Origin of the sequence: Vaginella massiliensis (assembly GCF_900089075.1) — a bacterium.
In the GTDB taxonomy this organism is placed as follows: Bacteria; Bacteroidota; Bacteroidia; order Flavobacteriales; family Weeksellaceae; genus Weeksella; species Weeksella massiliensis_A.
On record NZ_LT593747.1, the window covers coordinates 237813 to 263628 of the forward strand.

General features: G+C 38.4%; 24 protein-coding genes, 1 tRNA gene and 1 riboswitch. Of the genes, 15 read left to right on the plus strand and 10 right to left on the minus strand.

Annotated elements, in window-relative coordinates; translation table 11 throughout:
- The first annotated feature begins 2 nt into the window (after window positions 1-2).
- Window positions 3-1235, plus strand: coding sequence for a 2-oxoglutarate dehydrogenase complex dihydrolipoyllysine-residue succinyltransferase (gene odhB, locus BN8061_RS08500; RefSeq protein ID WP_068598397.1), 1233 nt, complete (start codon window positions 3-5; stop codon window positions 1233-1235).
- Window positions 1236-1446: 211 nt separating this feature from the next.
- The gene (locus BN8061_RS08505) at window positions 1447-1941 is read left to right on the plus strand and encodes a transposase (RefSeq protein WP_068598399.1); all 495 of its coding nucleotides are present in this window, start codon (window positions 1447-1449) and stop codon (window positions 1939-1941) included.
- Window positions 1942-2155: 214 nt separating this feature from the next.
- Here BN8061_RS08505 and BN8061_RS08510 read toward each other — a convergent pair whose 3' ends face one another.
- The 3 genes from BN8061_RS08510 to BN8061_RS08520 all read right to left on the minus strand — a co-directional run bounded on the left by BN8061_RS08510 (window position 2156) and on the right by BN8061_RS08520 (window position 8119).
- A complete protein-coding gene (locus tag BN8061_RS08510; protein ID WP_094745921.1) occupies window positions 2156-3289 on the minus strand; it encodes an efflux RND transporter periplasmic adaptor subunit in 1134 nt (377 codons plus the stop codon).
- Entirely contained in the window at window positions 3286-7602 is a 4317-nt protein-coding gene (locus tag BN8061_RS08515) for a CusA/CzcA family heavy metal efflux RND transporter (protein WP_068598403.1), read from the minus strand. Before BN8061_RS08515 ends, BN8061_RS08510 begins: the two co-directional genes overlap by 4 nt.
- Before the next feature lie 124 nt (window positions 7603-7726).
- Complete coding sequence (locus tag BN8061_RS08520) at window positions 7727-8119, minus strand: hypothetical protein (RefSeq protein WP_068598404.1); 393 nt, start codon at window positions 8117-8119, stop codon at window positions 7727-7729.
- A gap of 470 nt (window positions 8120-8589) precedes the next feature.
- Between BN8061_RS08520 and BN8061_RS08525 the strand changes: the two genes are divergently transcribed.
- The gene (locus BN8061_RS08525) at window positions 8590-8832 is read left to right on the plus strand and encodes a TolC family protein (protein WP_094745922.1); all 243 of its coding nucleotides are present in this window, start codon (window positions 8590-8592) and stop codon (window positions 8830-8832) included.
- 56 nt (window positions 8833-8888) lie between these two features.
- On the opposite strand, the gene BN8061_RS08530 is transcribed toward BN8061_RS08525, so the two are convergent.
- The 5 genes from BN8061_RS08530 to BN8061_RS08550 form a co-directional block, all read right to left on the minus strand.
- Entirely contained in the window at window positions 8889-9890 is a 1002-nt protein-coding gene (locus tag BN8061_RS08530; protein ID WP_068598408.1) for an acyl-CoA dehydrogenase family protein, read from the minus strand.
- A complete protein-coding gene (gene pnuC / locus BN8061_RS08535) occupies window positions 9874-10473 on the minus strand; it encodes a nicotinamide riboside transporter PnuC (protein ID WP_068598410.1) in 600 nt (199 codons plus the stop codon). The genes BN8061_RS08530 and pnuC overlap by 17 nt, the downstream gene beginning before the upstream one ends.
- A gap of 16 nt (window positions 10474-10489) precedes the next feature.
- A riboswitch (TPP riboswitch) is annotated at window positions 10490-10594 on the minus strand.
- A gap of 121 nt (window positions 10595-10715) precedes the next feature.
- A complete protein-coding gene (locus BN8061_RS08540; RefSeq protein WP_068598412.1) occupies window positions 10716-11417 on the minus strand; it encodes a formyltransferase family protein in 702 nt (233 codons plus the stop codon).
- Entirely contained in the window at window positions 11404-12279 is an 876-nt protein-coding gene (locus BN8061_RS08545) for a BadF/BadG/BcrA/BcrD ATPase family protein (protein ID WP_068598414.1), read from the minus strand. Before BN8061_RS08545 ends, BN8061_RS08540 begins: the two co-directional genes overlap by 14 nt.
- Window positions 12280-12625: 346 nt before the next feature.
- Complete coding sequence (locus BN8061_RS08550; RefSeq protein ID WP_068598416.1) at window positions 12626-14413, minus strand: aminopeptidase P family protein; 1788 nt, start codon at window positions 14411-14413, stop codon at window positions 12626-12628.
- Between the two features lie 191 nt (window positions 14414-14604).
- On the opposite strand from BN8061_RS08550, the gene mce reads away from it, so the two are divergent.
- From mce to BN8061_RS08600, 10 genes are all read left to right on the plus strand, one after another.
- The gene (gene mce / locus BN8061_RS08555) at window positions 14605-15003 is read left to right on the plus strand and encodes a methylmalonyl-CoA epimerase (protein ID WP_068598418.1); all 399 of its coding nucleotides are present in this window, start codon (window positions 14605-14607) and stop codon (window positions 15001-15003) included.
- Window positions 15004-15080: 77 nt separating this feature from the next.
- Window positions 15081-15154 (plus strand) — tRNA-Ile (locus tag BN8061_RS08560).
- A 107-nt stretch (window positions 15155-15261) separates the two neighbouring features.
- Window positions 15262-15636: a hypothetical protein gene (locus BN8061_RS12030; protein WP_068598420.1), complete on the plus strand. Its 375-nt coding sequence runs from the start codon at window positions 15262-15264 to the stop codon at window positions 15634-15636.
- Window positions 15603-15923 carry a hypothetical protein gene (locus BN8061_RS12035; protein WP_204207200.1) on the plus strand — a complete coding sequence of 107 codons (321 nt, stop codon included), beginning with the start codon at window positions 15603-15605 and terminating at the stop codon, window positions 15921-15923. The genes BN8061_RS12030 and BN8061_RS12035 overlap by 34 nt, the downstream gene beginning before the upstream one ends.
- Window positions 15924-16227: 304 nt before the next feature.
- The gene (locus tag BN8061_RS08575) at window positions 16228-16968 is read left to right on the plus strand and encodes a DNA cytosine methyltransferase (protein ID WP_262509383.1); all 741 of its coding nucleotides are present in this window, start codon (window positions 16228-16230) and stop codon (window positions 16966-16968) included.
- 1 nt (window position 16969) lies between these two features.
- Complete coding sequence (locus BN8061_RS08580) at window positions 16970-17179, plus strand: hypothetical protein (protein ID WP_094745975.1); 210 nt, start codon at window positions 16970-16972, stop codon at window positions 17177-17179.
- Window positions 17166-17933 carry an HNH endonuclease gene (locus tag BN8061_RS08585; protein ID WP_068598426.1) on the plus strand — a complete coding sequence of 256 codons (768 nt, stop codon included), beginning with the start codon at window positions 17166-17168 and terminating at the stop codon, window positions 17931-17933. The genes BN8061_RS08580 and BN8061_RS08585 overlap by 14 nt, the downstream gene beginning before the upstream one ends.
- 100 nt (window positions 17934-18033) lie before the next feature.
- Window positions 18034-18465: a DNA cytosine methyltransferase gene (locus BN8061_RS08590; RefSeq protein ID WP_317039023.1), complete on the plus strand. Its 432-nt coding sequence runs from the start codon at window positions 18034-18036 to the stop codon at window positions 18463-18465.
- On the plus strand, window positions 18465-19541 hold the full coding sequence (locus BN8061_RS08595) for an HpaII family restriction endonuclease (protein WP_068598428.1): 1077 nt from the start codon (window positions 18465-18467) through the stop codon (window positions 19539-19541). Before BN8061_RS08590 ends, BN8061_RS08595 begins: the two co-directional genes overlap by 1 nt.
- 210 nt (window positions 19542-19751) lie before the next feature.
- The gene (locus tag BN8061_RS08600; protein ID WP_068598430.1) at window positions 19752-21239 is read left to right on the plus strand and encodes a type ISP restriction/modification enzyme; all 1488 of its coding nucleotides are present in this window, start codon (window positions 19752-19754) and stop codon (window positions 21237-21239) included.
- An 8-nt stretch (window positions 21240-21247) separates the two neighbouring features.
- Here the strand turns inward: BN8061_RS08600 and BN8061_RS08605 are convergent, their stop codons facing one another.
- Together BN8061_RS08605 and BN8061_RS08610 are read right to left on the minus strand one after the other, a co-directional pair.
- Window positions 21248-22339: a DUF3810 domain-containing protein gene (locus BN8061_RS08605; protein ID WP_068598432.1), complete on the minus strand. Its 1092-nt coding sequence runs from the start codon at window positions 22337-22339 to the stop codon at window positions 21248-21250.
- Window positions 22323-23291 carry a bile acid:sodium symporter family protein gene (locus BN8061_RS08610; RefSeq protein WP_068598434.1) on the minus strand — a complete coding sequence of 323 codons (969 nt, stop codon included), beginning with the start codon at window positions 23289-23291 and terminating at the stop codon, window positions 22323-22325. The genes BN8061_RS08605 and BN8061_RS08610 overlap by 17 nt, the downstream gene beginning before the upstream one ends.
- 86 nt (window positions 23292-23377) lie before the next feature.
- Here BN8061_RS08610 and BN8061_RS08615 point away from each other — a divergent pair, with 86 nt between their 5' ends.
- Both BN8061_RS08615 and BN8061_RS08620 read left to right on the plus strand, forming a co-directional pair.
- Window positions 23378-24421, plus strand: coding sequence for an endonuclease (locus tag BN8061_RS08615; RefSeq protein ID WP_068598436.1), 1044 nt, complete (start codon window positions 23378-23380; stop codon window positions 24419-24421).
- 153 nt (window positions 24422-24574) lie between these two features.
- The gene (locus BN8061_RS08620) at window positions 24575-25702 is read left to right on the plus strand and encodes an endonuclease (protein WP_068598438.1); all 1128 of its coding nucleotides are present in this window, start codon (window positions 24575-24577) and stop codon (window positions 25700-25702) included.
- The last annotated feature ends 114 nt before the right edge of the window (window positions 25703-25816 follow it).

Sequence of the window (25816 nt, forward strand, 5' to 3'; positions counted from 1 at the left end):
TAATAGATATGTTAGAAATGAAAGTCCCTTCACCAGGGGAATCAATAACAGAAGTAGAAATCGCAACATGGTTAGTAAAAGACGGTGACTACGTAGAAAAAGATCAAGCAATTGCAGAAGTTGACTCAGACAAAGCAACATTAGAATTACCTGCAGAAGAAAGTGGAATCATCTACCTGAAAGCAGAAGAAGGAGATGTGGTAGAAGTAGGACAAGTGGTTGCACATATCGATACTGCTGCAGCAAAACCAGAAGGAGCAGCAAAAGCTGAAGAGAAAAAAGAGGAGGCTAAAGCAGAAGAGCCAAAAGCAGAACCTGCAAAAGAGGCTCCAAAGCAAGAAACGCCAAAAACTTATGCGAGCGGAACACCTTCGCCAGCTGCCAAAAAAATATTAGACGAAAAGGGAATTGATGCTGCGCAAGTTACAGGTTCTGGACGTGACGGTAGAATCACCAAAGAAGATGCCATTTCTGCAACACCATCTATGGGTACACCAACTGGTTATGGTTCTAGAGCAAGTTCATCAAAACGCATGTCGAGCCTCAGAAGAAAACTATCGCAACGTTTGGTATCGGTAAAAAATGATACTGCTATGTTGACCACTTTCAACGAAGTCGACATGTCAGAAATATTCCGTTTACGAGCAGAATACAAAGACGCTTTCAAAAACAAACATGGTGTAAGTTTAGGCTTCATGTCGTTCTTTACCAAAGCGGTAACGCGCGCATTAGAATTATTCCCAGAAGTAAATTCGATGATCGACGGCGACAATATCGTATCTTTTGATTACAACGATATTTCGATTGCAGTTTCTGGTCCAAAAGGTTTGATGGTTCCCGTATTGCGCAATGCCGAGAATTTGACTTTCCGTGGAGTAGAGCAGGGAATCAAAGACTTAGCAACCAAAGTACGCGATGGTAAAATCACACCAGACGAGATGACTGGTGGTACCTTTACCATTACCAACGGTGGAGTATTTGGATCTATGATGTCTACCCCAATCATCAATCCGCCACAATCGGCTATCTTGGGTATGCACAACATTGTAGAGCGACCGATTGTAAAAAATGGAGGAATCACCATTGCCCCAATGATGTACATTGCCATGTCTTACGACCACCGAATCATCGACGGTAGAGAGTCGGTAGGATTTGTAGTAGCCGTGAAAGAAGGGATCGAAGATCCAGTAAACGTATTGATGGGAGGTGACCCTAAACGTGCATTAGAATTATAAAATAGTATTTATTGGTTTTGTCCCGTCCTGAAAAATGATACAGGATTAAACAAATAAAAAAGTAAACGAAACCGTCTCACAACTGAGGCGGTTTTTTATATAAATAATGGATTGATTATTAGGTGATTAATAAAGAATTCACGATAGTTAACTACTTAATTGTCAGCGAAATGACCTATAGAATTAAAGAATATAACCCATCCGGGAGAAAATGATCAAACAATTAGAGGATATGTGGCAATACGCGCAGTGCGTTGCTGATGAAGAAGACCAAGATCCCGAGCCACCGGAGTTCAAAAAACTTGATCCAAAGAAAAAAGCCAACTCCCGTTGCATTCAAAAGAACTTTGCCCCGAACTTAAAGAAATACCAAGAACAAAAAAAGTTACTACAAGAACGCAACTCCTACAGCAAAACCGATCCCGATGGTTGTCCGCTCATAAGCCAGTGCTTCAAGGGGAAAAACAACACGACAGTAGAAAGGAACCATAAATTAGAATACCACAAACAAAAAGCAACAGAACTTCTCACATCCAAAATAGGCCAAATCAGACGAAAACAAAGAACTGCTGATGTCGAACCTACATTTGCCCAACTCAAACACAACCGAAACTTCAAAAGATTTCCCCTAAAAGGAATTGAAAAAGTGGAAATAGCGTTCGGATTGCATGCTTTAGCTCATAATCTGAAAAAGATGAGTGCGTAAACAAGAATAATCACTCATCTTTTTCTAAATTATTAAATAGCGTTGGTTTTTGACCTCAATTTTTTAATCATAAAAAAACCGTCCCGATTTTATAAACGAGACGACTTCTTTGTTTTTTAAAAGAGTAGAAGATCATCAATAGAGAATTGTTGAATTTAATTATCGATAAACGGTCTAAAAGATAAATCGCTTTAATCAAACTCAGAATTTTTTATCACTCTTCTTCGGTGTTTTTCATCGCCATAAGTAAGGCATATGCTCCTTTTGAAACATAGTTTTGGGTAGGATTTAATGGCGTTTCAATCGCTATTTTATTTTTTTCTGTCTTGCCTATTTTCACTTCTTTCATCCGATACGAATTGTTTTTTAGCGCTTCAAATACATAGTTTTTTCCTTCAAAATGCACCACAGAATCTTCGGGCAATGCTTGCACAGCCTGATTGGAAACCGTTAATTCTACCGTAAAATACATCTGAGAAATCAAGGGTTGTGGCAAAGCAGAATTCAGCCGAGCCAACACATTCACCGACCCGTCCGGATTTACTTCCTTTCCGATCGAAATTACCTTTGCTTCATATTTTTGTTCTGGGTTTTGATTGGTTGACGCCAAAATTTTCTGTCCGATTTGCAATGCAGTTAATTGATTTTCAAATGTTTTTATTTCCAATAATGGTGTTGAAGATTGGATAATTTCCAACAAAGGTTCCGAAGCTGAAACATATTGACCACGATTTACAGAAACCTCATTTATAACGCCCGAAACCGGCGAAACCACTGTCAAACTTCTTTTGATAGTATTTACAGAAACCGAATTGGGTGACAGATGTATCAAGTGTAATTTCTCTTCCAAAGCCCTTTTCTTGATCAACAATAATTTTCGTTCGGATTGTGCTTCTTCCAAAATTTTGGTGCTTGCTGCCTGCGCTTCATTCAGTTCTTTTTGTCGTTTAAAATTAGCCTCAGCCTTCTCCAACAAAGCTTTTGTTGTGAGGTATTCCTCTTGTATTTGCACATATATTGGATCTTCCAACACCGCCAAAACTTGTCCTTTTTTCACATATGTCCCCGGAATTACCTGGATCGATTTCACAAAACCGCCCAACATATGTGTCACCGAAACCCGGTCTTGTGGCAAGACTTGAGTTCTTGCGCTCAATTGTATCGTAGAATTCATGCCTACCGTTTCTACGATCACGGTTTCGATTGTGAGTTGTTTTTGTTGCGCTTGGGTTAACGTAATTTCTTCTCTATTTTCGGTTTCTTCAAGCGTATTTTGCTCTTCTTTTTGCGAGGTACAAGCACTGAAACTCATCCCGATAATCAGTGCCCAAATATAGTTTTTCATCATTCGTTTGCTAAAAAATTAAAAGTTATAACCGATTGATTTCGTTGCAAAAGCTGGTCTGCAAATTGATTTTGAATTTGAACCACTTGATCATTTTGCACCACCCAATCGAGATAATTGATTTCGCCGCTCAACAATTGTTGCGAAATGGTTTGTTGCAAAAGTTGCGTTTCTGGCCACTGAACCAATTGGTACGAACCAAGGACTTCGTCTAACGCGTCTATTTCGTTGCTGATTTGTTGCACTTGGTTCAACCAGTTTTTTTGTTCGATTTGCAATTGATTTTCTTGCATTTGCACCAAAACTTCTGCCGATGCTATGTTCGATCGAATGTTTCCAGAAAAAATCGGAACCGCCAAACCAACCATCATACCTTGGTAGCGTTTGTCATTCATTTCCTTAAAACTCTGATTAAAATAGCCTACCGAAAACTCCGGCAAACGCTTTGTTTTCTCCACCTCTACTTGCATATGAGTGGTTAGAAGTTTCTCTTTTTCTACTTCAATTTGTGCCGATGTTGTACCGATTTGTTTTTTGGGTAGAAAAAAATCTTGTTCGGTTTTGGGTTCGATAGAGGTTTTGATTTGCAACAAATTCTGAAGGTTCAACCGAATAGATTGCAATTGAGTTTCGATAAAAAGTGCTTCATTTTTCAAGTTCTGAAAACGAATTTTCGCCATCGAAACTTCTGCTCGATTGTTTTCTCCCTTCTCGAAACGCAAGGAAGCTTTCGCCAAAAAATCTTCATAAATCTTTAGATTTTTTGTGAGAATAGCTCGTTTCAATTGCCAATACTGCCAAGTAACATATTCTTCTGCAATGTTTTTTTCGAAAATTTGTTCGCTTAATTTTTCTTGTATTTTCGCCGTTTTGATTCGTTGCTGATTTACATTTCGTTGTTTCTGAAAATAAGTCGGAAACGGAATTTTCTGAGAGATACTAATTTTTTCATCAGACAAATCGCCATTGATTTTTCCGAATTCAACCGAAAAATCTGTAGGCGCTAACCCTAAATTGGCACGACTATTTTTTTCATGATAAGCGGTTTCAAAACGAGCTTGCTTCAAATGTAAATTCTGATTTTTTCCGACCGAAATCAATTCGTCGTACGTCATAATTTGTTGCGCGCTAAGCGAATTTCCTATCAAAATAAACAAGAAAATACTGAGCGATTTTAGCGGTGTTGATATTTTGGATTTCATATGAGTTTTTTCGAATAAAATGTATAAAATGGGTAAAACAAAAAGGGTGAGAAAGGTGGCAATCAATAAACCTCCGATGACCACCGTTGCCAACGGACGCTGCACTTCTGCTCCCGAACCCTGACTGAGCGCCATGGGTAAAAAACCAAGCGAGGCAACCGAAGCCGTCATCAACACAGGGCGTAAACGCGTACGAGTTCCCATCAGAACAACGCGCGGAATATTGTGAATACCTTGTGCTTTGAGACGATTGAATTCGGATATCAAAACAATTCCGTTGAGTACTGCCACGCCGAAAAGTGCAATAAAACCAACGCCCGCACTAATGCTGAAAGGCATGCCTCTAAGAACTAAAAAGTATATGCCACCAATCGAAGATAATGGAATGGCGGTATAAATCAATAAGCTGTATTTGATGGATTTGAAGGCAAAATACAACATCAGAAAAATCAACGCCAAGGCAATCGGAACTGCAATTCCTAAACGCGCTTTGGCTTGATTGAGGTTTTCGAATGCGCCGCCATAGGTTGCATAATATCCAAAAGGAAATTGAATTTTAGCGGCGACTTGTGCTTGTAAATCTTCAACAACGGTTTGCACATCTTTATCTTTCACATTGAAACCTACAATAATTCTTCTCTTGGCATCTTCTCGCTGAATTTGGTTTGGCGTGTTTTTATAATCCACTTCGGCAACTTGAGAAAGCGGAATTTGCAATCCAGTCTCGGTAGGAAGCAACAGATTTTGAATATCGGTTATGGATGCTCTACTCTTTTCATCCAAACGAACCGTTAAATCAAAACGTTTTTGTCCTTCGAAAACATTTCCAGCGGTTTGCCCTGCAAACGACATGTTAATAATCTTATTCGCATCGCCAATACTCAAGCCATGTTGAGCCAATAACGCACGGTTGAATTTTATCACCACTTGTGGCGTTCCGCTAACGGGTTCGATGTACAATTCGTATGCACCATCAACTTGCTGGATAACATTGCCCAATTTTTGCGCATAATGAGCCAAACTATCCAAATTTTCTCCAAAGATTTTTACCACTACATCTTGGCGCGCGCCCGTCATCAACTCATTGAAACGCATTTGTACTGGATATTGAAAACTTGTACTTAAACCAGGAACTTCTGCAACAGCAGCGCTCATTTTTTCGGATAATTCGGGAAAAGTTTTGGCAGATGTCCATTCTTTTTTAGGTTTCAGCACCACAATCATATCGCCGGTATCCATTGGCATAGGATCGGTCGGAATTTCACCACTTCCGATTTTGGTCACCACCATTTCGACTTCAGGAAAACGATCTTTCAGTATTTTAGCGGCTTTGTTGGTGTATTCTATCGTGGTAGATAAATTACTACCGGGCAAAACGCGCGCTTCTACGGCAAAGTCGCCTTCTTCTAAAGATGGGATAAATTCGCCTCCTAATCGGCTTAAGAGAAACAAAGCAAAAGCGAACATCAACACCACAGCAGACAATACGATTTTTCTTTGTTTGATGGCTTTCAGCAACCAATAATGATGAATGTTTTCTATCCTATTCATCACTCGATCGGAAAGATTGGGTTTGATTTTTTTCTTTTTACTCAACACCAAAGAAGTCATCATCGGCACGTAGGTCAAAGACAAAATAAAGGCTCCGACCAAAGCCAAAGAAACGGTTTGTGCCATGGGTTTGAACATTTTACCTTCGATACCTTGCAAAGAAAAAATCGGGAGATACACGATGAGGATAATGATTTGTCCAAAAACGGCAGAGTTTACCATTTTTTTAGCAGCCGATCCTACCGTAGCATTCATGTTTTGTGTAGAAAGTCGTTGATTTTTATCAAAATGTTTACTCAACATCAATTGATGCATCGCGGCTTCTACAATAATCACAGCGCCGTCAACGATCAAACCAAAATCAAGCGCTCCCAAACTCATCAAGTTTCCGCCAATTCCTAAAAAATTCATCATCATAATGGCGAAAAGCAACGACAGCGGAATGACTGAGGCAACGATGAAACCGGCCCGAAGATTTCCTAAAAATAAAACCAACACAAAAACAACAATCAGCGCACCTTCTAAAAGGTTGACCTGAACGGTATGAATAGTATTGTCGACCATTTTTTTACGGTCGAGAAAAGCTTCGATCACCACGCCTTCGGGCAATGTGTTTTGGATCATGTCGATCCGATCTTTTACCCGTTGCACCACTTCATTACTATTTTCTCCTTTGAGCATCATGACCACCGCGCCCGAAACTTCGCCCTGATCATTGTAAGTCATGGCGCCATAACGCGTTGCGTGGCCAATTCTAATTTCGGCTACATCTTTCAGCAATAAAGGCAAACCGCCCGAAACGCGTTTTACCGCAATATTTTCTATGTCTTGAATGGAACCAATCAAGCCTTCGGAGCGAATAAAAAGGGAGGTCGGACCTTTTTCGATATATGCACCGCCGGTATTTTGATTGTTCTTTTCTAAGGCATCAAAAACATCGTTTATGGTGAGATGATGCGCCTGCAAACGGTTCGGTTGTAAGGCAATTTCGTATTGTTTCAATTTTCCACCAAAACTACTGACATCGGCAACGCCAGGAACGCTCATCAATTGTTGACGAACAATCCAATCTTGAATGGTGCGTAATTCTGTAGCATCAAAACGATCTTCGTATCCTTTTTTCGAACGAACAACGTACTGGTAAATTTCTCCCAAACCAGTAGAAATTGGGCCTAATTCTGGCTCACCAATTCCGTCTGGGATTTCGTTTCGTACTTGCAGCAAACGTTCGCTCACTTGCTGTCTTGCCCAATAAACATCGGTCTGATCGTTGAAAACAATCGTTACCAAAGACAAACCAAACCGAGAGAAACTCCTCAATTCGGTAATTCCTGCAATGTTTGCCGTTGCTTGCTCGATCGGGAAGGTGACCAATCGTTCGATATCTTCTGCTCCAAAAGAAGGCGCAACGGTAAGAATTTGAACCTGATTGGATGTGATATCAGGTTGTGCATCAATAGGTAACTTCTTCACCTCGTAAATTCCGAAAACGAGTAAAGCAAGTGTAAAAAGACCTATGATGAATTTATTTTTGATTGAAAAATCAATGATTTTATTTAACATCATTTTCTTTTTTAACCCAGAAATAACTTCATTATCAGTAAGATAAATCAAACCGAATAATGAAATTTCTAGATAAATTAACTACTAAGTGAAATTTGAATTCTACCGAAAATAGAATTCTAAATTATGCGAAAATGTGTGGCTGTTTTGGCGGTTGCCAAATGGCTTCGAGATAAGAAGATGGAACGAATTGATCGGTCCACACAACTGTGGCTTGCGAATAAATTTCTATGTTGTGTTCGAGTATACTGAGTTGAAAATCAGGTACAAAACAAGGGTCGAGGTGAACGCGATCGACGGTCATGAAGGGTAATTTTTGATCCGTTTCCCAATCATCGTCCATTTCATGACCACCATAGTGTAAGACAATGAAACTCTTGAGTTCGGAGATCGACCAAAAGTTTTGGCTGTGTTCGATATAGTGCGAAAAGAACAGCGGAAGCTTGTACAGCTGCGAGAATTGCGAGGTAGAAGCCAACTGCAAAAAGGCAATCGTTATGATCAACCATCTTTTCATACGACAAAATTAGCGAGATTATCACAAAAAATGATAAGGAGAATGTCATGAAAAGGTTTTTTTAGAATTAGATTAAATATAGAGTTGGAATAGGTTAGTCTTTTATTCATACAATTCCATTAAAAATTCATAATAGGGCAGCCCCTTCGGGCGGGCTTTTGCTACTCGCTTTTGTTTTTTGAAATCCAAAAAAACAAAGAGCTCAAACACGCCGCTCAATCCCTGCTGCATTTCTGCAGGCTCAAAAAATCCTTTTCTATTAAAATTCTAATATTTTTCTAAAAGGTCTCTAATGCCTTTCCACACCGACCATCCGTAATTTTGCATTATAATAAAAACAACAAATGGAACACGATCCTAGTAGGTTTCATTTGGCAAAATAATGCAACGTTTTTAGAAGTCAGCAAGTCGAAAAAGCATACGATCAATTGGCGTTGGAAATCAAAACACAAGTGCAATAAGCTTACCGATTGTACCAAGGTCTGTCCAGACAAGTGCAACAATTTGATGCGAATTTATTGCAAGAAGCACAACACATTTTAGAGGCCAAAACCTATAGTTACCAACGCGGGAATACGTCTTTGCTCGAAGTGCTAGATGCGCAACGAGCGTACAACGAATTGCAAGAAAACTACCTACAAACGATGTTGAATTATGCAGAATCTTTGGTAGAATTAGAGCGCGCTGTTGGAATTTGGGATATCGATTTCTAAAATGTTAGCAGAAACCCTTGAACAAAAAATCAGTTCGAGAATACAAACTGATTTTTTTATTTTCTAAAATTGGCATGTTGCGTAGCCGTAAAAAAATCTCGAAATATTTGGTGCAAAACCTCATCGTTTTTTGTGGCCTTCATACCTAAAATCAAATATACATCCAGCATCAAATGGGTTAAATGATGTAGAACATCGGTGCAAAATTGATGCACTTCCTCTATAAATTCTACTGAAATAATCTTCTTATCCATCAAACTATTTTCGCTCTGTTGTGCAAAATTCAACAGCTTTTCTGAAGACTGATCTACAAAATCTTTCAGAAACTGAATCTCTTCATCGGATTTGTATTTCGCTGCTTCTTCGGCAAAATGCGCAGACATACCCAAATAATTTACCATCAAAGTCGCATCAGCAAACAAACGAAACGGCAAGTGACTGACTAAATCTTGGGTGTAAAACACATCATACACAAACGAATCTTCTGAAGAAATAGCCGCATTTTTCACTTCAAAAGCGTAGGTGTGTGTGGCGCGCATTCCCATAAAAGGCCAAGACGGATGAAGGTTTACTTTTTCTTTTGGGACGATAAACGAGCGAATAATCGGCTGCTGATTGTCATCAAGGCAAGCTTGTCCGTTTTCGGTGAGTTGTGCATTCAGGGTAAAATGCGAAAGATAGGTTGAGCCCGTCGCGTGAGTCCATTGACCATTTAGGATAAATCCAGAAGACGTTTTTTCGGCTGTTCCGCCTATCAAACCACTTCCGCCCACAAAAATATCAGGAGAAGAAAAAAGCTCTTTGGCTTTGGCAGGTAAAAGATTTCGGGCAAAATAATGAGCGCCAGAACATAAGGTTATTGTCCAACCGAAACTTCCGTCGATGTTGGCTAAAGATTGTAAAAGTTGTAAGCCATCAACAAAAGAAAGCTCTCGTCCGCCATAGATTTTGGGCACCCAAATTTGCAAATATTTTTGTTGATGAATTTCGGAGATAATTTTATCGGACAAACCCTCGGCAAGAAACAATTCGTTGCGCATTTCATTCACGGACAGCATGAGGCGAATTTTTTAGAATTTTTGACCATTTGAAATAAGCTGAAACTGCCACGATAAACAAAAAAGCACTCAAAACCGCGTAGAGGTAAAGATCTTTATGAATCATAAGCGGAATAGAAATGAGGTTACTGATGTTGAGTAAAATCCAATTTTCTATTTTGCGTTTTGCCATCAACCACATACCAGCCCAAGCGAATGCGCTCACGAGAGAATCCCACAAAGGCACATCAGAATTGGTAAAATGCGTAAGTGCGAAATAGAAAATGAGAAAGCTGACGACCACGATGCCCACTACTTTGGTCCAATCGTTTTTGGTAGAAGCCGAGATGGGCGTTTCGTGTTGTTGTTTGCCGAATTTCCAGAAAAACCAACCGTAAATACTCATCACCAAATAATAAATATTGAGGGTGAATTCGGCATAGAGTTTTGCGGTGAACATGACCCACAACGTGAGGGAAATTCCAGCAATTCCGAACAAATAATTAATCGGTTTGTTGAGTCGTGCCAAGAGCACTTGAGCGACAGAAAAGCCCACTCCGAGCCATTCTATCCAGGTGATTTTCGATAAAATTTCCTGCATGATTTTATTTTTTTACAGGAGATGATGTGTTTTCAATCCCTACGCCGGCATTATCCGGATCAGGTGTTGCACTCGGTGCATGGGTATCATCTCAGCCAATTTTTAGGCACCCCATTGAACAGGCAAAAGTCGGATAATTTTTAGGAATAAAAAAATGCTTTAGTCAATAATCATGAGCTATTTCGGTAGGAGAGAAGCCATTTGACCAAGTTTTTTAATTCGTTCTAAAAAAAATAATTTTAGAATCAAGCCTCAGCGAATCTACTTTTATACAGCTCGAAAGTTTTCATCAGATTTTCTTCAATTGCTTTTGGCATTCTGCGTGTAGCCTCATATTTCGTTGTGGCTAAGGATGGAAAATCATTTCGTTTCGGAATCAGATCCAAGGCTTCGATCAACATTTCGATTTCCATTTCGTATTGGCGATAAGCTACCGAATGAAATGTATCGTTGGCATAGATTGGCACATATTGCTGATCGATCAAGAAACCTGCATCGGCTTCTGTATCAACAAAATGCGTGGTTATGCCAATGCGTTCGTTTTTCATAATTGCCCATTTCAACGAATCCAATCCGCGTGTAAAAGGCAAATATCCGGGATGCGCATTGATCAATCGATGATTCAAAACCAATTCGTCTGGCAACAAACCAGCGCCTGCAATGATTACGAAATCGGCCTTCAATTCGTTCAGTTGTTTATTCAAAGTTTCGGCCGTTGTAGTCTCGAATGTATAACCTAAATTCTCGCAAAGTGTATTCGGCTTCACATCGATTGCTTTGCTTGGGCGATGCTGATACAAAGGTTTGAATGGATTTTCTCGATGCACAAAAGGCAATGCAAAAGCATGCACATCATGATAATTTTTGGCTTTTAATTGGAACAACACATCTTGGGATTTTCGGTGTGGTGTGTTGTAGGTGATTACGGCAATTTTAGGCTGTTGCATCGTCGTTCAAAAGGTATTTGATATGATAATTTACGAGATTGTCGATGGGCTTACGAATGATGTGCCCAACGCTTAAATGAAATTCGGCTGCTGCTGCTCTGATGATATTTTCGTAAAAATGGGCAATAGAGCCGATGAAATTCAGTTCGGAGCTACGCGCTTGTGCATAGGGTAAAATTTGGACTTCTAGAAAAGCACGCATCGAATCGTAGATCAATCGTTGGATATAAGGGTCTTGCTGATGTTCACCGGCAAATTCGCTAAAAGATGCCAAGTAGGCATTGGCAAATTGGTTTTGGTAAACTTTTTTGTTCAGTTCTTCTACCGTCAAATGATGATATTTCTCTTCGAAAGCTTTTGCTAAATGTTCGGGCATTTTTTTGTTGAAATACGCTCTGAGGATTTTTTTACCGATATGATTTCCGCTTCCTTCATCGCCCAAAATATAGGCGAGCGATTTGGTTTCTTCGTGTAAATTCTTCCCATCGAAATAGCAAGAGTTCGAACCCGTACCCAAAATACAAACCATGGCAGGTTTACCCTGATAGGCCGCATAGCACGCCGCCAACAAATCGTGGTTGCAAACGATGGTATGGGCATGAGTGAAAAAGTTGCTGAGTCCCAAGCGGATCACTTCTTTGTTGGTGAGGGTAGAGCACCCTGCTCCGTAAAAATAGATAGCTTTTACCCGATCTTTTACCTCACACAGTGTTGCGTTTTTGTTCAATTCTGCTGTCACTATATCCGAACTTACAAAATACGGATTCATCCCAATGCTGTTGGTCCTGAACAATTCTTTCTTTTCGTCGTTCAAGACTACCCAATCTGTTTTGGTCGATCCACTATCGGCAATTACAATCATGTTTTTGATTTGATTTTTCTTGGTTGCTAATTTAACAATTTCACATTTGATTACTTGCAGAGGCTAATTTATAAATTTTTCACCTATTTAGGTTGGGCAACACAGACAAGGTGTTACCAAAAAAGCGTGTGAAGTGCTCAATAAAACTTTGATCCAATTTATTTGCCACTACGCCAATGCGTTTTTCGTTGAGCAACATACTAAAACAAACAGTTTATTGTTTTGATTTAAATTTAAAACGTTAAAGTTGTTTTTTTTAGTACATTAAACAAAAGTACAACCGAAAAAAATGGTCTTACAAAAGACTGCGCCAGCCACAAAACTCAACGACAGCAATTCTTTTAGCTTAGTTTTTTGCGATTGTTCGACATTTGTTTTGTAGCCATGCCTTTTCATCGTTGGACAGCGAAGGAGCAAGCCGCTCGAATACCATCTTGTGATAGCGGTTGATCCAGTCGATTTCTTCTGCAGTCAACAGCTCGACATCCATCAAACTTTGATCGATGTAGCAAAGAGTTAAAGTTTCGAATTCATAAAATTCACCAAATACCGTTTGATCAAACGGTTTCACCAAAATCAAATTCTCTATCCGAATTCCGTAAGCATGATCTCGATAAAGGCCGGGTTCGTTAGAAATAACCATACCTGGCTCCAAAGTCGTGGAGTTTTCTTCCATTCGTATGCTTTGCGGTCCTTCGTGCACGCAGAGAAAATGCCCAATTCCGTGCCCTGTTCCATGCCCAAAGTTGTAAGCGTTTTGCCATAGAAATTGTCTTGCCAAAACATCGAGTTGCGAACCTCTGGTATTCTTCGGGAATTTGGCTTGTGATAGGGCAATCATCCCTTTCAATACCAGCGTATAATCTCTTTTTTCTTGGTCGCTTGCCTTGCCCAATTTCAAGGTTCTGGTGATGTCGGTTGTGCCTTCTAAATATTGTCCTCCAGAATCGATCAACAGCATTTCGTCGCGTCCAATTGTCGAAGACGAATCTTTTTTTGCACTGTAATGATTCATGGCCGCGTTGGGTCCGTAGCCACAAATAGTATTGAAACTTTCTCCCTGAAAATTCGCTTGCGCTTGCCTCAATTCTTTCAGTTTTTCACCTACCGTATATTCGATAATACTGTTCGAATCTACCTGCTCTTCTAGCCATTTGAAAAACTTGGTGAGCGCCACACCGTCTTTGATCATCGCTTTGCGAAAACCGGCAATCTCGGTTTCGTTTTTTATACTTTTCAACAATTTTATAGGCGAAGCCAAATCCACGATGCGTACCGTTTTGGGCAGACATTCGAATAAGGATTGATTCAAAACTTGTCCGTCTATCCAAACCGATGTTTGAGGGGCTAAATTTTCGAGATAGGCAGTAATCTCTTGATAATCGAAAAGCGAAATTTGCGCTTGGTCGATATACGAGCGACTTGCCGCGTCTAATTTTTGTTGATCGATAAACAACAAAGCCTCCGTTTTGGTCACCACAGCATAAGCCATCACCAACGGGTTGAATTTGATGTCGTTGCCTCTGATGTTGTACAACCAAGCCAATTCGTCTAATGCAGAAATCACCAAAACATCTGCATTTTGCTCGCTCATTTTGTTGCGTACCGAAGCCAATTTTTCGGCAACCGTTTTACCCGTAAATTCAGTATCGAACAGCATAACGGGATTTTGCGGCAATCCTGGACGATCGTTCCAAATGGCACCGATGAGGTTGATGGATTCGATTCGGATGTTTTTCGTTGCAAAACGTTGCTGATAATGCACGATGGTTTGATGCGAAAACAACCGCAAATCGAGTCCGACTGTATCATTTTCTTGCAAAACATTCAACAGCCAAGTCACGATATCGGGGGTTTCGGGTAGGCGATCTTTCATCAGCTCGAATCCTGTGCCAGCGAGTTGAATTTCGGCTTGTATAAAATATCGAGAATCGGTCCACAACAAGGCTTTATCCAAGGTGACGACCGCCGTGCCTGCCGAGCCCGTGAAACCAGAAATCCAGTTTCGTACTTGCCAATGTTTGGCTAAATATTCGCTGGCGTGCGGGTCTGTCCCAGGGATGATGGTTGCTTGAATTTTATTTTGTCTCATTTCTTGTCTCAATGCTTCGAGACGTTGCGCGATCGCATTCATTATTTCAAATTTTCTTTAGCATTCAACGATTAAAAAAAATGTAAGCAACCGCCTTGGCATTTGCTTGGTTTACAATGGGCATTTTGTGCTTACCTTCTTTTGTTGGGTAAATGTAAAAACTTTTTGAGGACAAAAGTGACGAAATTCGTCAAAATTGTATTGTGCTTGCTATCTTTGGAAAAACTAAAAACATGAAAATCGAACATATTGGCATTGCGGTAAAAAATCTTGGCTTTTCGAACGAGCTATTCGAAAAATTGATGGGAAAACCGCCTTATAAAGAAGAATTTGTAGAAGCCGAAGGGGTTCGCACTTCGTTTTTCGAAATTGGCGAATCGAAGATAGAATTGGTCGCATCGGAACGTGAAGGCAGCGCCATCGAAAAATTTTTAGAAAAAAACAGAGAAGGCATTCATCACATTGCGTTTGGCGTCGAAAATTTGGAACACGAAATCGAGCGTCTTAAAAATCAGGGCTTTACTTTTATCTCCGAAACGCCCAAGTTGGGAGCCGATAACAAACGAATTGTTTTTTTGCACCCAAAAAGTACAAACGGTGTGTTGGTCGAGCTTTGCGAAGATGTAAAATAATTTTGTTTTTTTAAAAATATGCTTTAATATTGCACTCGAATTGAGCCAATCTCCTCAGCGAAATACGCTCAAATTCTGGTCCCATAACTCAGTTGGTTAGAGTAGCTGACTCATAATCAGCAAGTCGTTGGTTCGAGCCCAACTGGGACCACTTCCTTAGAATCGGGCACTTGCGGCAACGCAGGTGCTTTTTTGTTTTGGGCATTTTACAATCTGCATTTTTTAATATCTTTGAAAACTAACTCGATTTTTGTAAAAATGACAACCCAACAATATATCGATAATTTAGACCGACTTTTTCAAACAGGTAATGCCCGAGAGCACTCGTATAGAGGTGATTTACAAAATTTGTTAAGTACTATTCTCCCCGATATTTTGGTAACAAACGAACCTGCAAGAATCGAATGCGGCGCGCCTGATTATGTGCTGACGAAAGGAAAGGCAAACATCCCGGTCGGCTATATCGAAGCGAAGGATATAGGTCTGAATTTGGATTCGAAAGCACTGAAAGAACAATTTGATCGATACCGCAATGGATTGTCAAATCTTATCATTACCGATAAGCGCACCCAGATTCAGGGACTTTATTCAGCTCTTGGTTGTCGGACGAGAGTACACAAGCCAATGCCGTAAAACGGGATACACCTGTAATGGTTGTTATCGGTAATCCGCCTTATAGTGGTGAATCTGCTAACAAAGGGAAATGGATTATGGACTTGATGGAAGATTATAAGAAAGAACCAGGAGTGAAAGAAAAATTAAAAGAACGTAATCAAAAAATGATTAATGATGATTACGTAAAGTTTATTCGTTTTGCGCAATACTTCATCAATAAAAATGTTACAGGCAAGCGTAAGAGCGACCGTGCTAACATCAAACTTTCGGACAGAAAGAAAATCCAACTGAAACATATTGACTAACTTTGTAGCTTAAAGAACATAAAAATTCGCTATCTTGCGAGTTACAAATTTAACGTGTATAATAAAGGATTTGAAAATGGATTTTAAAGAGAAAATATCTTTATAAACGTTTGGGAACAAGCAATTTAGAATAAAGCTTATTGAACCTGAGAACAACCAAAAGGCTGTTCTAACTCATTATTTACATAACTCAAAAAATGGAGTTTCAAGGTTTTATAAGAAAGATGCAATTGCATTTACCAAAGAAATTTTAGAACATAAATATCCTGAACACGAAATATCAAACGAAGCTGCGGAAGAAGCTTTGCAATATGGGATTTTTGACACTTTTGATGTTCCATTTCTTCCAATTGATAAACCAAAATTTAAATTTATAGACCTATTCGCTGGAATCGGAGGGTTTCGCTTGGCATTACAAAATTTAGGTGGAAAATGTGTATTTACAAGTGAATGGGACAAAGATGCAAAACGAACTTATAAAGCAAATTTTGGAGAAACTCCATTCGGAGATATTACCAAAGAAGAAACAAAACGATATATTCCTGATAATTTTGACGTTTTGTGTGCAGGTTTTCCGTGTCAAGCGTTTTCAATTGCAGGAAAGAGAGGAGGATTTGAAGACACAAGAGGAACGCTGTTTTTTGACGTTGCTGAAATCATCAAAAGAAAACAACCAAAGGCTATTTTTCTTGAAAACGTAAAAGGTTTGAGAAACCACAACGGAGGAAAAACTTTGGCTACAATTCTTAATGTTTTAAGAAATGATTTAGGTTATTTTGTTCCAGAACCCGAAATTGTGAATGCTAAAGATTTTGGAGTTCCACAAAATAGAGAAAGAATTTATATAGTTGGCTTTCATTCAAGTACGGGTGTAAATAAGTTTAATTACCCAAAGCCTTTGAATAAGAAAGTAGCTTTTGCAGACATTAAAGGAAATAATTATTTGGGCGTTTCCCTATCGGGTCGGGCTTTTCGTTTCAATCTTTTTGCTCGTTCCTCACAAAAAGGATTTCCACTGCAATCCCTAACGCAAAATGCAGCATAAAATGGAAGATTATCAAAAAATAACAAGAGAGGATTTTATGAAGTTTTTTCGTGATGATGAAAAATTAAACGAATTAACTGTTGATGACAGAATTGAAATTTTCAGAACAATTCTTCTAGGTAATTCTGATATTACAAAAGAATTATTAGATGATATATTAACTGATTATTCAGTTACAAACCTTGAAATAATAGATAATGGCGAAAAGTAATAATTGGACAAAAGAAGAAACAATTATTGCTTTTAATGTTTATTGTAAAGTTCCATTCAAAAGCAGTAGTAAAACCAATCCTACAATTATAAAATATGCTAATATAATTGGTAGAAGCCCTTCTGCATTGAATATGAAAGTGGGAAATTTTGGACGACTTGATCCTGAATTAAAAAAACAAGGAATAACAGGTTTGGTTAATGGAAGTAAGTTAGAAGAAGTTGTTTGGAATGAATTTAATGGAAATTGGGATAAATTGGCTTTCGAAAGTGAAAAGTTAATTGCAGAATTTCAAAACAGAACTATTGAAGAAATTGAAACAATAAACATTGAAAATTTACCAAAAGGGGAAGATAGAGAAACTATAATTAAAGCAAGAGTTAATCAAGGTTTTTTCAGAAGCACAATTTTATCATCTTACAATTTAAAATGTTGTATTACAGGCTTATCAATACCTGATTTTTTGGTTGCAAGTCATATAAAACCTTGGTCAAAAGATAAGGATAATAGAACAAATCCTCACAATGGACTTTGCTTAAATTCAATTCACGATAAAGCATTTGACAGCGGTTTTATAACAGTTACACCAGATTTTAAAATTTTAGTTTCCAACTATTTTGATGACTATTCTAATGATAATGCTGTAAATGATTTCTTCAAAAAGTATCAAAATCAGCCTATCATTTTACCCGATAGATTTCTTCCTTCAAAAGAATTCTTAGACTATCATTTTAACGAAGTTTTTATTAAGTAGTTCGCTTCTGCGTGAGGGATAGTAGCGAAAAGCCCACAGCGAGGAACGAGCGAGGACTTGTAGCGGATAGCCCGACCTTTTGTGCCTATTCTAAACCTCAATTGTTGCCAAAACTTTATGGCACAAAAGGGCACGCCCAAAATACTATCTGTCAACCCAATATCCACAAACATTAGAAAACCACAAAGCAAGACACGAAAGCAAAGGAAACGGCTTTGGTTACGCTATAATTCCCGATGATGGAATTAGTAATGCTATTGTAGTTGGAGGAATGGGGCGAGAAAGAAATTTGGTTTTAGACCATAGAATTACGGATTTTACACCAACAACACACATAAAAGGAACAGTAAACCGAGAAGGCATTAGAAAAATGACACCAAGAGAATGGGCAAGGTTACAAGGGTTTCCAGATAATTTTGTAATTCCCGTTGCTGACTCATCGGCTTACAAACAATTTGGCAACTCCGTTGCCGTTCCTGCAATCCAAGCAACTGCAAACGAAATATTAAAATTAATCGGCATTAAAAACTAATGATAACAGGAAATAAAGGAGAATGGAGTGAAATTTATACACTTCTAAAAGTAATTGCAGACAAGCAACTTTTTGCTGGAGACAGTAACTTAAACAAGATAGAAAATCTTATTTTCCCAATTATCAAAGTGCTTCGTGATGAATCAAATGGGACATTTGAATTTAGTTATGACAACGATTTGGTAATTGTAAAAAACAATAACGAAGAAATTAGAATTTCGATCAATGAGTTCAAAAAACAAGCATATTTTTTACTTTCAAAGCTCAAAGAAAAAACAAGTGCAACTTTTTCAATTCCTGAAATCGAACAATTTATAAATTCATTCAACAGTCATTCATTAAAGGCAAAATCAACTGTAAAAAGTGACATCAAAATTGTTATTCACGACCAAAGAACAGGAACAAATCCTGAACTTGGTTTTAGTATAAAATCTCAGCTTGGAGGAGCTTCTACTCTATTAAATGCGGGTAAAACAACAAATTTCATTTACAAAGTAAATAATTTAAATCTGTCAGCAGAGGAAATTGAAGAAATCAACGCTATTGATACAAGAAGTAAAATCAAAGATAGAATTGAAGAATTGAAAAAACTCAAAGTGAAATTTCAATTTAAAAATCCAGAAAGTTCCGTTTTTGAAAACAATCTTGTTTTAATTGATAGTGCTTTACCAAGAATCATTTCGGAGATTTTACTTTTGTTTTTTACTTCAAATTTTTCAAAAACTTCTGACTTGGTTTCTGAAATTTCAAAAGTAAATCCGCTTGGCTACAACTTGGAAAATAATCATCCTTTTTACACCTACAAAATCAAGCGTTTTTTGACAGACATCGCATTAGGAATGATGCCATCGAAAGTTTGGACAGGTGAACTTGATGCAACAGGTGGTTATTTAGTTGTGAAAAATGATGGAGAAATTTTGTGTTACCACATTTACAATCGAAACGAATTTGAAGACTACTTGTTTACAAATACAAAATTAGAAACTGCAAGTAGTAAAAGGCACGAATTTGGAACAGTTTACGAACAAAACGGACAGCTTTATTTCAAACTGAACTTACAAATAAGGTTTTTGTAAATTACGCCAGCCTGTAACAAAGGTTTTGCAAAAGAGCGGGTTAAGGGGTTAATTCAAGGTTAGTGCATTTAATCCGCAAAACCATTTTTATTTGCTTTTAAACTGTATATTAGCAAATATAAAAAATGGTTTTACTAACGTTTGTGCTAAATTGAAAGTTTAGTCTTTCTAATCCGCTCCTTCGCAAAGCCTCGAAACGGTAATGGTGTAATGGCTTTTATCAATCCACACGGTTTCTTAGATAACCCTACCTTTAGAGGAATGCGATGGAATTTATTACAAGAGTTTGATAAAATCTATACCATTGATTTACACGGAAATTCCAAAAAGAAAGAAACAGCTCCCGATGGCTCAGTCGATCAAAATGTATTCGATATTATGCAAGGGGTATCAATTAACCTATTTGTAAAAACAGGAAATAAAAAAGCGAATGAATTAGGTCAAGTTTTCCATTATGATTTATATGGAAAACGCGAGTTAAAATATGATTTTTTAAACGAGAATTCTATTCAATCAATTCCATTTAACACTTTAGAAAATATTGCACCAAATTATTTTATGGTACAAAATGATTTTGGTGCGCAAAAAAAATATGATAATGGATTTAAAATTAATGATTTATTTCAATTAAATAATGTAGGAATTGTTACAGCTAGAGATTCATTTACTATTCATAATTCTAAAGAATTAGTAAAACAAACGATTGAAAAGTTCCTTTCATTAGAAGATGAAGATGCAAGAGAGTATTTCAAGTTAGGAAAAGATGTAAGAGATTGGCAAGTAGGTTTTGCAAAAAATGATTTAAAAATGAATTTCAAGAATGATTCACAAATTATAAAAGTTTCTTATAGACTTTTTGATGATAAATGGAGTTTATATACTGGAAAATCAAAAGGTTTCCATTGTTATCCAAGAAATGAAGTTATGAAACATTTTTTAAATGGTAAAAATTTAGGGATATCACTTTGTAAACAATTTAAATCAGGTGAAACATATCAACATGTATTTATTACAAATAAAATTATTGAAAGTTCATTCGTTTCAAACAAAACAAGCGAGATAACATCAGTTTTCCCATTATATCTTTACAGCGATACAACTCAAACAAGTTTAGAAGAAGCACCAGAACGCACACCAAATCTAAATATGAAGATTGTAAATGAAATAGCTGTAAAATTAGGCTTAACTTTCACCAACGAAAAAGAAACAACAGAAGGGACTTTTGCGCCAATAGATCTATTAGATTATATCTATGCTGTATTGCATTCGCCAAAGTATAGAGAAACCTACAAAGAATTCCTTAAAATCGATTTCCCACGTGTGCCTTACCCAACAGATCAAAATCAATTTTGGGATTTAGTAGCATTAGGAAAACAAATCCGTGAAATCCATTTATTAGAATCTCCTAAAGTAGAAGATTTCATTTCTTACTATCCGGTAGAAGGTACAAACATTGTTGGTAAACCTAAATACGCAGAGGGTAAAGTATATATCAACGATACCCAATACTTTGACAATGTACCAGAAGTTGCTTGGCATTTCTATATCGGAGGATATCAGCCAGCGCAGAAATGGTTGAAAGACCGTAAGAATATAGAGCTGTCTTACGACGATATTTTGCATTACAACAAAATCATTGTTGCCCTCACCGAAACAGATAGACTAATGAAAGCAATCGACAACATTTGGCATTGGTAAGCCTCGCTTTAGTTTGCGTTTTTCCAGCGATAATATGCCGATACCAGCAATACATATCGGCTATAGGTTACAATACCATCTTGCTGATTGGCTTTGAGGTAAGCATCGTTGAGGTTGGCGAAAACGTCGTTGGCTACGCCGCTGTATTGGGCATGATGAGCCAGCTCGTGTTCGCGGTCGCGTTGCATACCGTCTGACAAGTTGCCCATGATTTCTTGTACAAATTCGGGATCCAGCGGCACAAGTTGACGCAAAACTGCCATCAAAGTTTTGTGGTGTGCCGAGTATTTGAAGTCGGCATCGTTCGACAAGTCGGCCATGATATACGCCATGAAATTGGCTTCGTTCTCGGGTGCATAACCAATCTGGTGTGCGAGTTCGTGAGCCATGGTAAACGGTCGGTTGAGGTCTGTTGCACGCGCATTGTAGTTGGCTTCTGCGGTGAATGGGTTGTAATAACCCAAAATTCCGAGGTAATTCGACAATTCGCTAAAGTACGAGGCTTTGATGTTGGGTTTTTCTACAAAGTATTGGCTGTTGAGAAAAGCTAAGTTGTACAAACTCAGCTGATGTTGCACAATAGCATGTTTCAGATCTTCGTCTGTAGAGCTCAACCGAAAAACGCCCTGTTGATTCTCTTTCACCAAGCCTCGGTAGTGTTTTGCCATCATCAATTCGTTTTCGGCAATTGCCTTCAATTCGGTGGCCGACACTTGTTCGATGTAAAACTCGGAGCTGAAAGATTTTTTGGCATAATTCAGTCCCCACGAGCAGTTGAAGAGTAGGTAGAATAAATTCAACATCAACAGCAGTGCAATTGTCGCTTCTTTGTACAAAATTTTCGAATTGAAAAACCAATGCCACGCGCCACGAATGAGCACATACAGCAAAGAAAAGCCGATGATGGCATAAAACCATTCGCCAATTGGGAAGCTGAATTTCGAAGAAAAATTGAGCAATTTTTGATTGTAAAGCGGGTAGAGGTATTGGGCATAAAATTGCAAAAACGATTGCGAGCTTTTGGCAATTTGTACCAAAACGAATTGTAGAATGAACAAAAGTATAAGAAAAACGATCTGTAGATTAAGCTTCTTTTGCATACCTCTCGGCTATAAAACTGATGATAAACAACTGAAAAGTATGGTAAATCATTACCGCCAGCAAATAGATTCCCACATTTTCGGTAAACAATACACTGGCAAATACCGAACCATGTACGAGCGATTTTTTGGTTCCACAGAATTGTATGGTGATTTGGTCGGCCCTGTCAAATCGCATTTTTCGTCCAATCCATCGACTGAAGTTGAAGACCACCACAAACAACAAAATCACCAATACCGCAATGAACAAGGTTTTGTCTAAGCCCAACAACCCAAAAGAACCGTCGTGAAAGGTGTGGGCGAAGCTGCTGTAAACGATGAACACAATCGTAAGTTTATCGAGTTTTGCAATGCGGTGATGATATTTTTTGTACCAATTTCGCAACCACGGTTGTAGAATAAGCCCCAGCACAACTGGCAAAACAATCTTTATAATGAGGTCGATAAAAATAGTTGACAACTGCAATTCGCCCTGTTTTTGGACAAACAAGCTCATCCACAACGGCGTAAGAATGATGCCGATGAGTCCCGAAAGGCTGGCGTTGAAAATTGCACTGCTGATGTTGCCCTTGGCAATAGACACCATAACGACCGAAGACGAAACCGTACTGGGTAGACACGCAAGGTAAAAAAGACTGATGAAAAGCAATTGGTAGGACGGATCTTGCGGAACCAACGGATAGAAAATCAAAACCAATAAGGGAAACAAGACAAATACCACGCCTTGAATCAACAAGTGCATCGGCCAATTTTTCAGGTCGTTGACGATGGATGATTTGTCCAACTTCAATCCGTAAAAAAAGAAAATAAAAACCACTCCCAAATCGATGAGCGTACCGAGATTTAGACCATTATATCCAAAATCAGCCAGTTGCGGAAAGAAATAGCCTACGCCGATAGCCGCAAAAAGTTGCAGGATGAAAGGATCTGGTATGTAGCTTGACCACTTCAAATGTTAAGGTTTCATTATGATTGTGCAAATCGACTTTCAAAGCTAATGAAAAGTATTAGTTTTGCACCCTTGAAAATATAAAAGTTATGAAGAAATTTTTACTATTGGTAAGTTTGGTGGTTGGTATCAGTAGTTTTGCTCAGCAAGAATATTACAACGAAATCGACCTTACCAAAAGAGGAGTAGCATTGAAAAAAGAACTCACCGATCTTTTAAAATCTACACACACCAGAGAATTGACTTACAAACAGATTTGGGACGCATTGAAGAAAACAGATTTGGATCCAACCAACTCTTCTCGTGTTATTTTGATATACGGTTACAATCGAGAGTCCAACGGTAAAGATGCGTATTACCGCGATGTGAATCAGAATGGAGGCCGTTCAACAGATTGGAATCGCGAGCACACCTATCCCAAATCGTTGGGAGTCCCAAATCTTGGTGAGGTTGGTGCTGGAGCAGATGCACACCACTTGCGAGCAGCCGATTCTCGAACCAATAGTACGCGCAGTAATTTGAAGTTTATCGACGGAAGCGGAAACGCCAGAAGAATATCGGGCGGATGGTATCCGGGTGATGAATGGAAAGGCGACATCGCGCGCATGATGATGTACATGTATGTACGATACGAAACCCAATGTTTGCCAAACAATGTTGGATTTGGTAGTACAACGGCTACACCCGATGGGATGATCGATTTGTTTCTGAAATGGAATGCAGAAGATCCAGTGTCTGAAATCGAAAGACAACGCAACGAATATTTGGGTAATATCGAGAATCCTTTTGCGCAAGGAAATCGTAATCCATTTATAGACAATCCGTATTTGGCAACTTTGATTTGGGGCGGACCAGCTGCCGAGAACCTTTGGGAGAACCTCAATGGCGTAGAATACATTCAAGATTTGAACAGTATTCAGGTTTATACCAAACATCAGAATATTTTGGTTTCGTCTAAAATCAACAAAATTTTACGCTTAGAGGTATATAATTTGAACGGACAAGCCGTACGCATTTATGACAACGTGAAGCAATTGAATACGATAGAGTTACCACACTTCGAGAAAGGAATCTACATCATCAATATCTTTGGTGAACAATTCCACACCAGCAAAAAAGTAATGGTACAATAAAACTCAATTTTATAAAAGGAAAGGGCTATTGATTCAATAGTCCTTTTTTTTTGTTGATTTTTTTAACATTACTAAATCTTCATATCGTTTGGATTTTAACGCTTTATCCTATTAAATTGCTTAACTTTACCACACTTTTTAGGATTAAAAAATATGAAAAAAATTATATTTTCTTTCGGATTATTGTTGAGTAGCGGATGGGCATTTGCCCAAATTCCAGCAACGTATTACAACAACGCCACAGCAGAGGGGTATACCCTGAAAACGCAGTTGAAAAACATTATTTCTGCAGGCTACAATCAACGATCTTATGACGCTTTGAAGTCATTGTACACCAACAACAGCGCGAAAAATGGTTTCAAAGACAAGTATTACGAAAACGACAATACGATTTTGGATATTTATTCCGAAAACCCAACAGGAAGCGATCCGTATAACTTCGTACCAGGACAAAAAGAATGCGGAAATTATTCAGGAGAAGGATCATGCTACAATCGCGAACATTTGATTGCGCAATCATATTTCAATCAAGCATTGCCAATGCGTTCAGACGCTTTTCATGTCTGGCCAACCGATGGATACGTGAACAACAGAAGAGGCAATTATCCTTTTGGTGTGGTGGCAAATGCGACTTGGACTTCTCGCAACGGCGGAAAACTTGGGGTGAATGCAAATGCTGGATATTCTGCTGGGTACAGTGGAATGGTTTTCGAACCGATAGACGAATTCAAAGGCGACATCGCTCGTGCATTTTTCTATTTTGCAACCCGCTACGAAGATCGCCTGCCAAATTTCTATAGCAATAGAACTTCTACCAACGTTGGGCAGATGTTCGACGGCTCTTCCAACAAATCATTTACCGATACTTTTTTTTCAATTTTGTACACTTGGCATATCATGGATCCGGTGAGCCAGCGCGAAAGAGACATCAACGACCTGATTTATTACGAGCATCAAAACAATCGTAATCCGTATATCGATCATCCAGAATGGGTAGAAAAAGTTTGGAAAACCAATTTGGCAGTAGACGACATTACCTACCAAGATCGCCACGATATAAGCGTTTATACCCAAGCCAATAAAATTGTGGTGCGATTAGAAAATGCTTCAAAAGCCATCGATCAAGTGACGGTGTACAACCTCAACGGACAGGTGGTGAAACAGGTGAAAAACACTGCAAAAGTAAAGGAGGTCAACGTAAGCATGGATTCCAAAGGGATCTTCATTATCAAAGTCGAAGGACAAGCCATGGAAATCAATAGAAAAGTTGTGTTGAATTAAGCTTCAATACGATTTTAGGTAAAAAATAAATCCGAGAGTGAACAGCTTTCGGATTTTTTTGTGTCGGAAATTGATTTTTTTATTATTCAACGGACTTTAATTCATTATTAATCA